The 15,063-nt window shown below is 70.4% G+C and carries 13 protein-coding genes and 1 tRNA gene; 6 read left to right on the top strand and 8 right to left on the bottom strand.

Features of this window, described 5'->3' with window-relative positions:
* Positions 1-47 precede the first annotated feature (47 nt).
* A tRNA-Leu gene (locus tag ABZ809_RS06440) sits at positions 48-130 on the top strand.
* Between the two features lie 96 nt (positions 131-226).
* Positions 227-757: a GNAT family N-acetyltransferase gene (locus tag ABZ809_RS06435; RefSeq protein WP_357561343.1), complete on the top strand. Its 531-nt coding sequence runs from the start codon at positions 227-229 to the stop codon at positions 755-757.
* 48 nt (positions 758-805) lie between these two features.
* On the opposite strand, the gene ABZ809_RS06430 is transcribed toward ABZ809_RS06435, so the two are convergent.
* From ABZ809_RS06430 to ABZ809_RS06420, 3 genes are all read right to left on the bottom strand, one after another.
* Positions 806-1,771, bottom strand: a complete 966-nt coding sequence (locus tag ABZ809_RS06430) for an expansin EXLX1 family cellulose-binding protein (protein WP_357561342.1) — start codon at positions 1,769-1,771, stop codon at positions 806-808.
* A gap of 97 nt (positions 1,772-1,868) precedes the next feature.
* The gene (locus tag ABZ809_RS06425; protein ID WP_357561341.1) at positions 1,869-2,693 is read right to left on the bottom strand and encodes an MOSC N-terminal beta barrel domain-containing protein; all 825 of its coding nucleotides are present in this window, start codon (positions 2,691-2,693) and stop codon (positions 1,869-1,871) included.
* A gap of 63 nt (positions 2,694-2,756) precedes the next feature.
* Positions 2,757-3,590 (bottom strand): class I SAM-dependent methyltransferase, encoded by an 834-nt coding sequence (locus tag ABZ809_RS06420; RefSeq protein WP_357561340.1) that lies wholly within the window; start codon positions 3,588-3,590, stop codon positions 2,757-2,759.
* Positions 3,591-3,890: 300 nt separating this feature from the next.
* Here ABZ809_RS06420 and ABZ809_RS06415 point away from each other — a divergent pair, with 300 nt between their 5' ends.
* Positions 3,891-5,372 carry a sugar transferase gene (locus ABZ809_RS06415; protein ID WP_357561339.1) on the top strand — a complete coding sequence of 494 codons (1,482 nt, stop codon included), beginning with the start codon at positions 3,891-3,893 and terminating at the stop codon, positions 5,370-5,372.
* A gap of 45 nt (positions 5,373-5,417) precedes the next feature.
* Here ABZ809_RS06415 and rfbD read toward each other — a convergent pair whose 3' ends face one another.
* The gene (rfbD, locus tag ABZ809_RS06410; protein WP_357561338.1) at positions 5,418-6,299 is read right to left on the bottom strand and encodes a dTDP-4-dehydrorhamnose reductase; all 882 of its coding nucleotides are present in this window, start codon (positions 6,297-6,299) and stop codon (positions 5,418-5,420) included.
* On the bottom strand, positions 6,296-7,309 hold the full coding sequence (gene rfbB, locus ABZ809_RS06405; RefSeq protein ID WP_357561337.1) for a dTDP-glucose 4,6-dehydratase: 1,014 nt from the start codon (positions 7,307-7,309) through the stop codon (positions 6,296-6,298). Before rfbB ends, rfbD begins: the two co-directional genes overlap by 4 nt.
* A gap of 85 nt (positions 7,310-7,394) precedes the next feature.
* On the opposite strand from rfbB, the gene rfbA reads away from it, so the two are divergent.
* The 3 genes from rfbA (at position 7,395) to ABZ809_RS06390 (ending at position 10,079) form a co-directional block, all read left to right on the top strand.
* Positions 7,395-8,282, top strand: coding sequence for a glucose-1-phosphate thymidylyltransferase RfbA (gene rfbA, locus ABZ809_RS06400; RefSeq protein ID WP_357561336.1), 888 nt, complete (start codon positions 7,395-7,397; stop codon positions 8,280-8,282).
* Positions 8,279-8,902, top strand: a complete 624-nt coding sequence (rfbC, locus tag ABZ809_RS06395) for a dTDP-4-dehydrorhamnose 3,5-epimerase (protein ID WP_357561335.1) — start codon at positions 8,279-8,281, stop codon at positions 8,900-8,902. The genes rfbA and rfbC overlap by 4 nt, the downstream gene beginning before the upstream one ends.
* A gap of 124 nt (positions 8,903-9,026) precedes the next feature.
* Positions 9,027-10,079, top strand: coding sequence for an LCP family protein (locus ABZ809_RS06390; RefSeq protein WP_357561334.1), 1,053 nt, complete (start codon positions 9,027-9,029; stop codon positions 10,077-10,079).
* An 8-nt stretch (positions 10,080-10,087) separates the two neighbouring features.
* Here ABZ809_RS06390 and ABZ809_RS06385 read toward each other — a convergent pair whose 3' ends face one another.
* The 3 genes from ABZ809_RS06385 to ABZ809_RS06375 all read right to left on the bottom strand — a co-directional run bounded on the left by ABZ809_RS06385 (position 10,088) and on the right by ABZ809_RS06375 (position 14,810).
* Positions 10,088-11,350: a DUF1501 domain-containing protein gene (locus tag ABZ809_RS06385; protein ID WP_357561333.1), complete on the bottom strand. Its 1,263-nt coding sequence runs from the start codon at positions 11,348-11,350 to the stop codon at positions 10,088-10,090.
* 1 nt (position 11,351) lies between these two features.
* Positions 11,352-12,617 carry a DUF1800 family protein gene (locus ABZ809_RS06380; protein ID WP_357561332.1) on the bottom strand — a complete coding sequence of 422 codons (1,266 nt, stop codon included), beginning with the start codon at positions 12,615-12,617 and terminating at the stop codon, positions 11,352-11,354.
* A gap of 174 nt (positions 12,618-12,791) precedes the next feature.
* On the bottom strand, positions 12,792-14,810 hold the full coding sequence (locus ABZ809_RS06375; RefSeq protein ID WP_357561331.1) for a S8 family serine peptidase: 2,019 nt from the start codon (positions 14,808-14,810) through the stop codon (positions 12,792-12,794).
* Positions 14,811-15,063: the final 253 nt, after the last annotated feature.

Genomic DNA, 15,063 nt, shown 5'->3' with positions numbered 1-15,063 from the left:
GCCGGCCCACCACCGGCGCGGCCCGACACTCTAGACTCAGCGGGTCGGCGGGAGTGGCGTAATGGCAGCCGCGGTAGGTTTAGGTCCTATTGTCCGAAAGGACGTGGGGGTTCGAATCCCCCCTCCCGCACCGAGCCCGGGCCGTGCCGGCCGGCCTTCGTCGCGCGCCCTGTCGGGCGCGTCACGATCCCGGGTCGGCGCGACCCGTACCCGTCAGGATTGGCGCGTGACCCTGCGCTTCGTCCTCGACCCCGAGCTGACCCCCGAGTTGCGTGACCGGATCGTCGACCTCTGGGTCGACGTCACCAACGCCGGCGGGGCGGTCGGCTTCGTGCCGCCGGTCACCGTCGCCGACGTCCGGCGCACGGCGGACCCGACCTTCGCCGGCATCGCCGAGGGCGTGGACCGGCTCCTGGTGGGATACGCGGACGAGCGGCCTGTCGCCGCGCTGATCTTCTCCGACAACCGGTTCGACCTGAAGGCGCACTGGTGCGTGCTGAAGCGGGTGATGGTCCACCCGGACACCCAGGGCCACGGGTACGGCCTGGCGTTGATGCGTGAGGCCGAGCGCCTCGGCCGGGAACTGGGCTGGGAGGCGCTGCACGTGACCGTACGGGACGGGCTGGGGCTGGACCGGTTCTACCGCCGGCTCGGCTACCGGGAGGTCGGCCGGCTGCCCGGCGCGCTGCGGGTCTCCCCCGGCGACGACCGCGACGAGGTCCTCATGTGGCTGGACCTGACCGCCCCGCCACGGTAGCCACCGGGCTCGGCCCCGCCGGCGGCCTGCGCCGGGCCTGGGGCGACCTCAGCCCGCGCAGTCGTGTGCTGACGCGGAGCCGGCGGCGCGCGGCTCGACCGCCGCGTCCACGACGGGGCCGGCGGAGGACGTGGTCGCCGACGGGATCGCCCGGGCGGAGCGGCTGGGCCGGGCCGAGGGCGTCGGCGACGGCGCGCGGGTGACGGCGGAGGCGCCCCGGCCGTACATCCGGACGGTGCCGCGTTGGACCTGGCCGGGCGCCAGCCGGACGCCGGTGGCGACGACCCGGTGCCCCCGGCTGTCGATGACCCGGATCTCGTACGGTCCGGGTCCGGCCCCGGAGGCGACGAGCCAGTAGTTGTACTCCTCCCGCGTCGCCTGCCGCCAGCCCCCGGCACCGGCCTGCCGCACCTCGACGGCGCGCAGCGGGTTGCCGTGGCCGGCGACCTGCACGGCGAACCACCACTGCGACGAGCCCTCCTTCATCCGGAAGGTGAGCGGGCCGGACAGCGGCGGGTCCACCACCACGCGGTAGCTGACCGGGACGACGCCCTGGACGGGGTCGGCGATCCGGGCGAACGCCTCCCGGGAGAGGTCGAGGTGCCCGGCCGGGCACTCCGGGCACTGGTCCATGACGAGCACGCGGACGGTGCCCTTCGGACCGGTCACGTCGAGGTGCCCGCCGCACGCCGCGCCGGTCGCGTACTCGGCCGGGCCCAGCGCGACGTAGAGCCGGTTCGCGGGCGCGGACGGGTAGGAGCAGTTCCCGCCGGCGCCCTTCGAGTCGTAGAAGGTGGCCTTTCCCTTGTGGACCACACCGGCGGCGGGTGGCGCGGCGGCGGGCAGTGCGGCGCAGGCCGGGGCGGCACCGGAACGCAGGGCCAGCGTCAGGCCGAGGACCGCCGCGAGGCCCGCGACGCCCCCGGCGGCGAGCCACCGGCGGGCGCGCGGACGGGGCGCGCGGCGACGTCCGGGCCCGCGCGGGCCCTCCGTGGGAGCGGTACCGTCGGTCACGCCGGTCGATGCTGCCGCACGGGCGCCCTGTCGGACAAGCAGGCTGGGCGAAAGCCCGGGTGGGCAGCCGGTGGCGACGGCCGGGTCCGCCCCCGCCTCACGAGCGGGAATCGGGCAGGACCGCGTCACCCACCGCCACCATGCCCGTCTCCTCGGGCACGACGTGCAGCCCGAACACGATCTTCTGCCGGATGTTGCGGAACCGGCCGAGGACGCGCAGCGGTTCCTTCCCCCGTACCCCCGTCTCCTGGTCGATGGTGGTCACCACACAGCGCTCACACGGCCCGGCGGCGCGGAAGCGGACGCCGCCGACGCGCAGCGGGCGGCCGGCCCAGTCGTCCTCGGCCCACGCCGGCGCGCCCTCGACCACCAGGTTGGGGCGGAACCGCGCCATCGGCACGGGCTCCGCACCGGCCTCGGCGAGCCACCCGTTGACCGCGTCGAGCGAGGCGGTGCTGGCCAGCAGCAGCGGATAGGCGTCAGCGAAGCTGACCCGGTCACCGGTGTCGTGCTCGCGGTCGCCGGACGGGATGTGCCGGGTCGGGCGGGCGAGCCAGACCAGGCGGACGGCGCGGCCCAGGAGCGTGCTGACCCAGGCGTCCGCCGCCGGGCCGGCGGAGAGCGCGGGCACCGGCAGCTTCCGGTGGCGGAAGGTCCGCACCATGACCGGCTCGCCGCCCGCCGGCTCGGGCACAACCAGGTCGCGGTGGCCCTCGGCGCGCAGCAGCAGGCCCCCGTCGCGGGGTGCGGCGCGCAGGGCGACCAGGCGGGTGGTCTCCCGCTGGGTGACGCCGAGGCCGTCGGCGTCGACGACCATCCAGCGCCGGTCGCCGGCCAGGCCCCACGGCTCGACGGCCACGGCGTCGTGGTCGCGCCGGTGGCCGCCCTTCACGGGGTACGTGTGGATAGCGTTCAACCGCATCAGCTCACCCTGCCACCCGCCGGAGCGGGCCGTTGCCCCGGAAGGGCACCGGCCCGCACGGCCTCACCAGGCCACGCCGATGCCGTCCCCCGGATACCAGTGCCTGGCGGGGGTCTCCCGGTAGGCGAGGAACCGCCGGCCGGTGCGTTCCGCGTGCTCGCCGAGGACGTTGGTGGTGGTGACGTTGTCGGTGAGCAGGAGCGCGCCGGGAGCGAGCTTGGCCTCGACGGCCTCGAACTCCCGCTTCTCGTGCGCCCGGCTGTGGTCGCTGTCGTGCAGGAAGAGGTCGACCGGGCGGTCCAGGGCGGCGATGGAGGCGATCGAGTCGCCGATGACCAGGTCGACCACCTCGGACCAGGGCGCGGTCCGGGCGAGGTAGCCGGCCTCGGGGTTGATGTCCAGCGAGGTGACCCGGCCGGGATGCCCGTCGGCGGCGTTGCGCAGCAGCGCGGCGGCGAGCACGCAGCTCCCGAGTCCCTTGTCGACGCCGGTCTCCACCACGTGCGCCGGCTTGGTGGCGCGGACGATGGCGTACCAGCCGATCCGGCGGGCGTAGCGGACCTGCTTGTCGGCCAGGCCCCGGCGGGCGGCACCGATGGTGGCGGACTCGATGTGCCGGCGCAGCGCGTCGTCCGACTCGATCTCGGCGAAGTACGCGCGCACCTGCTTGACGGGCACGTCGCAGACCACGCTGACGAACCAGGCGAGGTGGTGGCGGCTCAGCTTGGTCAGCTCGTACGTGTAGTTGTGGTGCTCCCGGGAGGTGACCAGCCAGCGGACCGAGGTGCGCAGCACCTTGGCGTCGTGGCGGGCGACGCGGGCCAGCCGCTTGGGGAAGGCGGCGACGGGAGCGAGGGGGGTACGGGCGATGGCCCGTCGAAGCTTCGTTGCGTCCACGTGAACGGTTCTACCAGGCGACCGGGCGCAACCGCCGGTGAAGATTCTCGATAGGGCTCCCGGACCGACACGGCCGTCCTGGCACGCCTGCCCATGCACCTGACCGCCGTAAAGTAGGAGCATGAAATGCCGGTCCAGATCTGGCGGGGCGGCCAACCCGGTCGTAGCCTGCGATCGCCCACTGGGTTGTCAGATGTGCCCAGGGGCTGTCACGGGGGAGAGTCGACCATGTCAAGCCAACCGACGGTAAGTGACCCGGCTGCAACGGCCGCGCACGTCGGCGGACCATCGCAGCAGGCGATGGCACCCCAGCATCACCCAACCGGCGACAGGGGTGCGTTCGGCGCTATCCCCTCCGTCCGGCTGACGAGCGAGTCGACGGAGACCGCCGCGACGCGCGCCGATCTCGACACGACCGCGGTGCTGCCGTACGCCAGTTCCCGGGCCTCGAAGAGCACCCGCGGCCTGCGCGCCTGGATGATGACGGCTCCCATCGACGTCGTCGCGCTGCTCGCCCCGCTGCTGCTGACCCAGAACTACTGGCGCGGGACCTTGGCCAACGCCTGCCTCACGATCGCCATCTTCGCGGCCGGCGGGCTCTACCGGCCCCGCCGTCACCTCAGCATCCTGGACGAACTGCCGAGCCTCTTCGGACGACTTCTCGCCGCCGCCGCGGTGGTGGGCATCATCGCCGCCGAACGTCACGCCTCGGTGCAGTACGTGGCCGGGTTCATGCGCGGCGTCGTACTCTCCGCCGTACTGGTGATCCTCGGCCGGGCGGTCAGCAGAATGCTCATGGTCACCGCGCGTAAGCGCCGGTGGGTGGAGCACAACGCCATCATCATCGGCAGCGGCCCGATCGGCGTGGAACTCGCCCGGCTGCTGCGGCGTTACCCCCAGTACGGCCTGCGGTTCGTCGGCTGTGTCGACGCCCCGTCGCGGCAGGGGGTCGGGGCGCTTCCGTTGACCGGCACCCTCGACAACCTCGAACACCTCGTCAGGCTGCTGGAGTGTGACGTCCTGGTCATCGCCGACCCGGACTGCCCGGAGTCCACACTGATGGAAACCCTGCTCCAGCCCCGCAGTTCGCGCTGCGACCTCTGGGCGGTGCCCCGCCTCTGGGGTTCCCGGTCCCAGGCCGGTTATCCCGACCACATCGGTGCCATCCCGATCGTCAAGATCGGTGACACGACCCTGTCCGGCCCACGGTGGGCCATCAAGCGGGCGTCCGACGCGCTCTTCGCCATGGTGGCGTTGTTGCTGCTGAGCCCGGTGCTCCTGCTCTGCGCGGTCGCGACGTTCCTCGACGGCGGCCGCGGCATCTTCTTCTACCAGGAGCGGATCGGCCGGTACGGCAAGCCGTTCAAGGTCATCAAGTTCCGGTCGATGCGCCCGGTCGACGAGACGGAGTCCCAGACGAACTGGTCGATCGCGCACGACCGGCGGGTCAGCCCGATCGGGCGGTTCATGCGTCGCACGTCCCTGGACGAACTGCCCCAGTTGTGGAACATCCTGCGCGGCGACATGAGCGTGGTCGGGCCGCGGCCGGAACGGCCGTACTTCGTCGAGAAGTTCTCGGCCGAGTACCCGAACTACGCGATGCGCCATCGGGCACCCGTCGGGCTCACCGGGCTCGCGCAGGTCAGCGGCCTGCGGGGCGACACGCCGATCTCCGACCGGGCCAGGTTCGACAACTACTACATCGAGAACTGGTCGCTCTGGCTGGACATCAAGGTCGTGCTCCGAACGGTGACGGAGGTGTTCCGCGGCGGGGGTCGCTGACCAGGCACGGCCGGCACCGGACCCGACCGGCCGCGCCGCCGCTGGTCACCTCCCGAAAGCCTCCGGCGACACGGTGTCCAGCGCCCGGGCGAGGGCCGAGCGCCAGTCCGCCAGGGGCCGCAGGTCCGCTGCCGCCCAGCGGTCGTGGGCCAGGACGCTGTACGCGGGACGGCGAGCCGGGCGTCGGTAGCGGTCGCTGGTGGTCGGCCGGATGCGGTCGGCGTCGAGGCCGCGGAGGGTGAACACGGCGCGGGCGAGGCCGTACCAGGTGGTCTGGCCCGATGCGGTGCCGTGGTAGACGCCGGGGGCGGCACGGCCGGCGAGTGCCGCGTCGGTCAACGCGACGAGTTGCTCGGCCAGCTCGTGCGACCAGGTCGGCTGCCCCCGCTGGTCGTCGACCACGTCGAGGTGCTCCCGCTGGCCGGCCAGCCGCAGCATGGTCGCGACGAAGTTGGATCCGTGTTCGCCGTAGAGCCAGCCGGTGCGCACGATGTGACCGGTGTCGGGGAGGAGCCGGGTGACGGCGAGTTCCCCCACGAGCTTGCTACGCCCGTACGCGCTGTTCGGGAACGTGGCGGCATCCTCCGCGTACGGTTCGGTGGCGTCGCCGGAGAAGACGTAGTCGGTGGATATGTGGATCATTCGCGCGCCGGTTGCGGCACAGGCTCCGGCGAGGTGGGCGACGGCATGGCCGTTGACGGCGGTGGCGGCCTCCTCCTGCGTCTCGGCCCCGTCCACGTCGGTCCACGCGGCGGTGTTGATCACCATGTCGTACCCGGTGACGGCGGCTCGCACCGCCTGCGGGTCGGTGATGTCGAGCTCGGCGCGCGTGGTGGCCCTGACGGAGAGGTCGCCTCGGGAGTTCAGGACGGCCACCAGGTCCCGGCCCAGCATGCCGCCGGCCCCGGTGACGAGCAGCCGGCTCACGCGGTGACCAGCGGCGTGGTGCCTGCTTTCAGCGGCTCCCACCAGGCCCGGTTGTCCCGGTACCACCGCACGGTCTGTGCCAGGCCGCGCTCCAGGTCGATGCTCGGGGCGTACCCGAGTTCAGTGCTGATCTTGCTGATGTCCAGGGAGTAGCGGCGGTCGTGGCCCTTGCGGTCGGTGACGGGCACGACCCGGTCCCAACTGGCGCCGCAGGCCTCGATCAGCCGGCCGGTGAGTTCGGAGTTGGTGAGTTCGGTGCCGCCGCCGATGTGGTAGACCTCGCCGGCGCGGCCCTTCCCCTGCACCAGTGCGATACCCCGGCAGTGGTCGTGCACGTGCAGCCAGTCCCGGATGTTGCCGCCGTCGCCGTAGAGCGGCACGGTGCCGCCGTCGAGCAGGTTGGTGACGAACAGCGGGATGATCTTCTCCGGGAACTGGTACGGCCCGTAGTTGTTGGAGCAGCGGGTGACCACGACGTCCATGCCGTGGGTGCGGTGGTAGGCCAGCGCCAGCAGATCGGAGCCGGCCTTGGCGGCCGAGTACGGCGAGTTCGGCGCCAGCGGCCAGTCCTCGGTCCAGGAGCCCTCCGCGATGGACCCGTACACCTCGTCGGTGGAGACGTGCACGAACCGGGAGGTGCCATGCCGCAGCGCGGCGTCGAGCAGGGTCTGGGTGCCGAGCACGTTCGTGGTGACGAACGGGGCGGCGCCATCGATCGACCGGTCGACATGGGATTCCGCGGCGAAGTGCACGATCACGTCGTGGCCGGGAACGACCTCGTCGACCAGGGCGGCGTCGCAGATGTCCCCCTGCACGAACCGCAGCCGGGGGTCCTCGGCCACCGGTGCGAGGTTGGCGAGGTTGCCCGAGTACGTCAACACATCGAGCACGGTCACCGCTGTGGGCTCGACGGCCGGCACCCCTGCGGCATCACCACCGGGCACGCCCAGCAGCATCCGAACGTACTCCGACCCGATGAAGCCGGCACCGCCGGTGACGAGGATCCTCACGGATCGTAGAGTGTACGCGAAACACCAGGACAGCCGGACCGTGAGGCCGTTCTCAGGTGCCCGCCGGTGCGGGTAGTCTCCCCCGGTGCGCGGAATCCTTCTCGCCGGTGGCACCGGGTCCCGGCTGTGGCCGATCACCCGTGCCGTGTCGAAGCAGCTGATGCCGGTGTTCGACAAGCCGATGGTGTACTACCCGCTCTCCACCCTGATCATGGCAGGGGTACGGGAGATCCTGATCATCACGACGCCGGAGGACCAGTCCCAGTTCCAGCGGCTGCTCGGTGACGGCAGCCAGTGGGGCCTGCGGTTGGAGTACCGCACGCAGGCCAGCCCGGAGGGGATCGCGCAGGCGTTCCTGCTGGGCTCGGACTTCATCGGCGACGAGTCGGTGGCGCTCATCCTCGGCGACAACATCTTCCACGGCGTCGGCCTGGGCCGGCAGCTCACCGGTGACGGCGACCTGGTCGGTGGGCGCATCTTCGCCTACCCGGTGGCCAACCCTGAGGACTACGGGGTGGTCGACTTCGACCCGGCCGGGCGCGTGCTGTCGATCGAGGAGAAACCCGCCCGCCCCAGGTCCCGCTACGCCGTGCCCGGCCTCTACTTCTACGACAACCGGGTGGTGGACATCGCCGGCAAGCTGACCCCCAGCGCCCGTGGCGAACTGGAGATCACGGCGGTCAATGAGACCTACCGCGAATGGGGCGAACTGTCGGTGACGGTGCTGGACCGCGGCACCGCCTGGCTCGACACCGGCACCTTCACCTCCATGATGCAGGCCGCCGAGTTCGTGCGGGTCATTGAGGAACGCCAGGGCCTGAAGATCGGTTGCGTCGAGGAGGTCGCCTGGCGGGCCGGCCTGATCGACGACCAGCACCTGCACACGCTCGCCCAGTCCCTGACCAAGAGCGGATACGGCGACTACCTGCTCGGCCTGCTCGCCGAGCACCACCCGGGGGACACCCACCGATGAAGATCCGACCGCTGAGCATCGACGGGGCCTGGGAGATCAACCCCCAGCAGCACGGCGACCCGCGCGGGCTGTTCATGGAGTGGTACCGCCACGACCAGCTCGCTGCGGCGGTCGGGCATCCACTCCGACTCGCCCAGGCCAACCTGTCGGTCTCCGCGCGCAGCGTGGTCCGCGGCATCCACTTCGCCGACGTGCCACCCGGCCAGGCCAAGTACGTGACATGCGTACGCGGGTCCGTCATCGACATCGTCGTGGACATCCGTGTGGGCTCGCCGACCTTCGGTCAGTGGGAGGCGATCCGCCTCGACGACGTCGACCGGCGCGCCCTCTACGTCGGCGAGGGGCTGGGCCACGGCTTCTGCGCCCTCACCGACGACGCCACCCTGAGCTACCTCTGCTCCACCACGTACAACCCCACCGCCGAGCACGCCGTGCACCCTCTCGACCCCGAGCTGGCGATCGACTGGCCGACGGAGTCACCGCAACTGTCGGCCCGGGACGCGGCGGCGCCGAGCCTGGCCGAGGCGCGGGAATCGGGACTGCTGCCGGATTACCAGACCTGCCGTGCATTCACCGCCGGCCCGGATGCGGGAACTGGTCCCGCCTTTAGCGGGGAATAGCTTCCCCGTCTCCCGGCGGGAACGGTCCACCAACGCTGGCCGGGCCCGATGATGTGGACGTTTTCACGCCCGGGTCGGCCGGACGGGGTACTCGGTTCGGAACCAGAATCAGTAGCATCACGCCATGCCCAATCACCACCAGTACGCGGAGCCCGAGACCCAGACTCCCGGCAGCCAGCCGGAGCCTGGCGACAAGCGCCACCGGCGGCGTCCCCGGTGGAAGCGCGTCGTCCTGATCACCTTCCTGGTGTTGGCATTGCTCGGCGGCGGCGGCATGATCGCGGGCGGGCTCTACCTCCGCTCGGTCGAATCCGGCATCGAACGCGTCGACGCCTTCGAGGGCGTCCCGGAGGAGAGCCGTCCGCAGGTGGTGACTCAGGACGCGTTGAACATCCTGATCCTCGGCAGTGACTCCCGCGATCCGGAGGGCACGACCGGTTCCCGTACCGACACCATCATCCTGGCGCACCTGCCGAAGGACCGCTCGAGCGCGCAGCTCATCTCGATCCCGCGGGACACCTGGGTGCCGGTGCCCCGGTCGAAGGACGGCAGCCAGGGCGGCCGGGACGCCAAGATCAACGCTGCGTACGCCTGGGGCGGGGTCCCGCTGATGGTGCAGGCCGTGGAGAAGTTCACCTCGGTACGGATCGACCACGTCATGATCGTCGACTTCGCCGGTTTCAAGGAGATCATCGACGCGTTGGACGGCATCGAAGTCGACGTGGAGAAGAACTTCACCTCGATCCACCCCCCGTTCCGCACGTTCAACCAGGGCAAGCAGCGGATGGACGGCGAGGCGGCGCTGGACTACTCGCGACAGCGCAAGCAGTTCGCCGACGGGGACTTCGCGCGCATCCGGCACCAGCAGCAGGTGATCAGGGCGATCATGGATCGGGCGGTCACCGGTGGCATCGTCACGAACCCGGCGCGGCTGAACTCGTTCGTCAAGGCGTCGTCCAACGCCGTGTCGGTCGACGAGAAGATGTCCCTGCTGGACATGGCAACCGACCTGCGCAACCTGCGCAGCGGTAACCTCACGTTCCTGACCAGCCCGACGAAGGGCACCGGGCGGGTCGGCAGCGAGAGCGTGGTCTTCGCGAATCCGGAGAAGACCGAGCCGTTCTACGACGCGGTCCGCCGCGACAAGGTCGCCGACATCCTGAGCCTCGGGAAGTAGGGAGAGCGTCAGTCGCGCACGAGGAGCGGCAGCATCTTCGGCTCGTACCCGCCGCCGAGATAGCGTGCCGGATCCGCGTCCAACACCGAGGCCAGCAACGTACCGAAGACGTCGCGGAAGTCCGTCGTCGCCTTGAGGTCGCCGTCATCCAGGTCGGTCAGGCTCGGCTGCTCCCCGTAGAGCCCGCCCGCGACCTGGGGACCCAGGACGAAGACGGGCCCGGCGGTGCCGTGGTCGGTGCCGTCAGAGGCGTTCGCACGGACCCGCCGACCGAACTCGCTGTACACGACCACGGTCACCCGTCGACCAGCCTCGGTCTGTGCCAGCCTGCCCGCGAAGCTGGTCAACGCCTGGTCGAGCTGGCGCAACAGCAGCTCGTGGCCGGGCCTCTCCGCCGCGTGCGTGTCGAATCCACCGAGGCTCACCGAGTACACGCGGGTGGGGACCCCGGCCTCGACGCACTGAGCCACCCGGGAGAGCTGTTCGGAGAGGACGTTCGCCCCGCCCGTGCCCGTGGCCGTGATCTCCGGTGCGACGGGGGCGTCCGTCCGGGCGTCCACCGCTTCGGCATCCTGGATGAGCTGGTCGATCTTGATGAGATTCGCATAGGCGTCCGCCGCCCGTGCCTGCATCTCGGATTCGTTCGGTTCCCGCCGCCCGAGCACCCCGACCATTTCCGTGGTGACCCCGGCCGGCAACCTGAGCCCACCGATACTCACGCAGGCCCCGGTACGGGTCTCCCCCACGAGCAGGGGCGGGAGCATGGGCTCGAAGCTCACCGCGGCCTCCGGCACGGCCTTGATGCCGTCCAGCCATCGGCCGACCCAGCCGGAGGTGGCCGGACCGCCCGGTGAGGCGGTCTGCCAGATGTCCATGGATCGGAAGTGACTGCGGTCCGGTTTGGGATAACCGGCCCCGAGAACGACGGCCAGGCGCTGCTCGCCCCACAGTCGACTCAGGCCCTTCATCACCGGGTTCAACCCGAGCGAGTCGTCGATCCGAAGCACCCGTTCAGGCTCGTAGGCCAGCTCGGGTCGGGCCGCGTAGTACGCCCGGTCCGTGTAGGGCACGACCGTGTTGAGCCCGTCGTTGCCGCCGTACAGCGTGACGATGACCAGCTTGCGCGTCTTGCGGTGATCTTCACTGGCGGCCGCGTCACTAGCGGTCTTGAGGAGGTCAGCCAGGCCCAGTCCCCCGACCCCGGCGGCGATGGCGCCGCCGCCGACCACGCCGGAAGCCAGCAGGAACTTGCGCCGAGTCAATGCGTCCATGTCACGTCACCAGATATTCCGGGCTGGCCAACCCGAGGGTCAACAAGCGCTGCGGATCGGTTGTGCCCTTCAGGGCCGAGTACGTCCTGTTGGTCCACGTCTCGATCGCCAGGACGTGTGCCACGTCTTCCGGCGTCAGCCGTTGGGCCGAGACCAGTTGGGCGATCCGACCGGCAAGGTTCAGGCGGACCTGCGCCGCCCCGACCGTCAGCCACTCCGCTCCCGCGGGCCACCCCTCGACGCTCGGGGGCGCGAACGGCAACTGCCCCAACCGCTCCAGGGCGTTGAGGGCGTACGTCAGCACGTCGTCGGACAGCTTTCCCGGCCGCAGGCCCAATTGCCGCATCGCGCCGACGAACCATTCCGTCGGCTGCTTCACCAGCCTGCCGGCGCTGGTCTGGAATGCGTCGTCCCCGAAGAGCGTCCGCAGCATCGACATCGAGTCCGGAAACGCGCGCACCATGTTGGCCCGGGTGGAATTCGGAATCACCTCGGTCGACGATGCGTAGCGGTACCACAACCGTTCGGCGATGAACCCCGGGCAGGCCTCGTGATTGAGCAGGAAATCCACAAGCGAGTGGGCGTCGAAGTTCTTCGTCACGCCGAGGATGGTCTTCCTGCCACCGTCGTGCGAGGCAGGGCTGAAGTAAGCGCGGCCCCGGTCGTAGTCGATTTTCCAGCCGGTCAGCGCACGGCCCGCCTCCTTCACGTCGCGTTCGGTGTATCTGCCGATGCCGAGCATGAAGAGTTCCATCAACTCGCGGCCGAGGTTCTCGTTGGGGGCGGCCCGCGAGTTGAGTTGCCCGTCGAGCCAGTAGACGAGCGCCGGGTCGGTGATCATCCGGTGCGCCATCACCGAGAAGTCGAGCGAGCTGCGCAGGGTCCTGTGCTGCTGGAGCATCAGTTGCGGGCGGATCACCTTCCGGACCGACGTGGCCCAGTGCCCGTGCCAGAAGAACCACAGCTTCTCGCGGGTCTGGTGGTCCGCGACCGTAAGGCGGTGCAGCCACCACTGGGTGAGCCGCTTCGTCTGCTCCCGGCGCTGTTCATCCCCCTTGCTCCGCTGGCTGGGAGTGGGGTTCGGCAACCCGGCGAAGGGATCCGGGCCGAGTCCCGGCATGGGAGCCCCCAGCGCCCCCACGTCCGGCGCTGTCGGCGCTGTCAGGGCGGCGACGGTTGCCTCGTAGCCTGCCTTCTTCGCAGCAGCCAGCTCGGCGGAAGTGGGACCGAAGCCGGCGCGGCGAAGGAGCAACGAGACGTCGGCCATGCCAGCAAATGTATGCGAAGCCGATGACCCGGGCGAGCCCCGGGGCCCCGTACTCCAGCAGCTCCGGCTCGGAGTGTCGTGGTGACGCGGAAGGGCCGCCGAGACGCGCATCGCACGCGTCTCGGCGGCCCACCGGATCCGTCACGTCAGGACGGGGCCCTCAGTCGCTGGTGGTCAGCCGACCTTCAAGACCTCGTAGGTGTACATCGTCGAGGGGCCAGGCTCGGCCGCGGACGGATTGAAGTTGGCGATCAGCGCTGAGTTGCCGTTGTTCGGCGCCTGCACCAGGTTGTAGTTGGTCTGGGCCTGGAACAGCAGGTTGCCGTCACCCCAGTGGTAGAGCCAGAAGGACTGCTCCGCGCCGATCGCGGTGGCGTTGGCGATGAGCGGCCGGGTGCCGCCCGACGGCCCGCTGACGAAGCGCTTGTTGACGTGGGACCGCAGCGCGATGGAGTCGGCACCCATGTCGAGCATGTCGAACTTCTGCCAGTCGCTGGTCGCGGTGGTGGAGTTGGCGATCAGGGCGCTCTTGCCGGCCTCCGCCGCCGTCACGAACTTGCCGTTGACGGTTGCCCGCAGCACGACGACCGCAGCGGGTGAGGCCCAGATGAACTTCTCGGCCACACCGATGGTGGTGGCGTTGTTGATGAGTGGCGAGGCGCCGCCGGACGGGGCGGTGACGTACTTTCCGTTGATCTTGGCAATCAGGCTGGTGGTGCCGTCGCCGTTCATGACGACCTGGAACCGCTGGGCGTCGGTGATGGTGCTGCCGTTGGCGTACAGTGCGCCGGTGCCGCCGGCGGTGGCGGTGACGTACTTGCCGTTTGCCCAGGACGAGAGCGCGATGTAGCCGCTGCCGGCGTCGATCACGGTGAACTTCTCCAGGTCGCCCATCTGGTTCATGGGCTGGCTGGGGGTCAGCGGCTGGGTGCCGCCGGCCCCGACCGAGACGTTCTTGCCGTTGGTCAGGGACCGCAGGCCGGTGACCTGCGGCACGGCGGTGGTGCCGATACGCAGCATCACGTCGCTGGTGTTGTAGGTGGCGGTGTTCCGCACGACCCGCCGGGTACCGCCGTAGACGATGACGTTACGCACCTGGGTGGGCTCCCAGGTCGGGTTCGCCGACAGCAGCAGCGCGGCGGCGCCGGCGACGTGCGGGCTGGCCATCGAGGTGCCGCTGTACCTGTCGATCGCGGTGTCGCTGGTGGCCACCGACGACGGGATGTGATGCCCCGGTGCGTGGATGTCCACACACGTCCCGTAGTTGGAGAACGAGGCGCGGAAGTCGACCTCGTCCGTGGCGCCCACCGTGATCGCCGAGGCCGCGCGGGCCGGCGAGTACGAGCAGGCGTCGTCCTGGCTGTTGCCGGCGGCGACGGCGTAGGTGATCCCGGAGGCGATGGAGGCCTCCACCGCGGCGTCGATCGCGGTGCTGCCTCCACCGCCGAGGCTCATGTTCGCCACCGCCGGCTTCACCGCGTTCGCCGTGACCCACTCGATGCCGGCGATGACACCGGCCTCCGTGCCGTTGCCCTCGCAGTCGAGCACCCGCACGCCCACCAGTTGCACGGCCTTGGCCACACCGTAGTTGGTGCCACCGATGGTGCCCGCGACGTGGGTGCCGTGCCCGTCGCAGTCGTTCGCGATCGGGTCGTTGTCGACGAAGTCGTAGCCGTTGCTGGCGCGCCCGCCGAACTCCTGGTGCGTGATCCGGATGCCGCTGTCGATGACGTAGGCGTGCACGTTGCTCGCCGTGTTCGGGTACGTGTACCGCTTGTTCATCGGCGCGAAGATCTGGTCCAACCGGTCCAGCCCCCACGACGGCGTGTTCAACTGGGTGTCGCTCTTGGACACCTTGCGGTTCTGCTTGACGTAGGCCACTTCGGGGCTGGCGGCCAGCCGCTTCGCCTGCGCCTCGTTCATGCGCGCCGCGAAACCCCGGATCGTGCGCGTGTACGTACGGGACACCGACCCGCCGTACCGCTTGGTCAGCGCCGTGGCGCTCGCACCGACCTCGGCCGGCGTGGCCTTGCCGTCCTTGAACACCACGATGTAGCTGTCCTTGATGGCGCCCAGGTCGGCGGCACCCAGGATCCCCGCGACCTTCTTGTCGTCCGGCGGAGCCGCGTACGCGGCACTCCCGCTGGACAGGGTTGCGGCGGTCGCGACAGCGGCGAGCGCGAGCCCCGCCACCGACCGACCAACTCGACGAGCTTGAAACACCCAGACTCCCCGTACGATGAGCGTCCGCTGTGGACAGCGGACGACGTTGCCCTTCGGCACAGACGCAGCCCATCTTCGTCGATGAGCGCCAGCGGCGGCTCAGCCGTTCGGACTAATTGGTGGCGAATGCCAAAGGGGTACGCCTCCCGCCCCTATTACCAGGCGGCCGACGAATATGACGGATGATTACCACCGAGCTTGACTCAAAATGCGAGGGACAGAC

This window comes from Micromonospora sp. NPDC047074 (assembly GCF_040643815.1).
Taxonomy (GTDB): domain Bacteria; phylum Actinomycetota; class Actinomycetes; order Mycobacteriales; family Micromonosporaceae; genus Micromonospora.
Note: the sequence above shows the minus strand (reverse complement) of the source record. Positions and strands in the feature narration are given on the sequence as shown.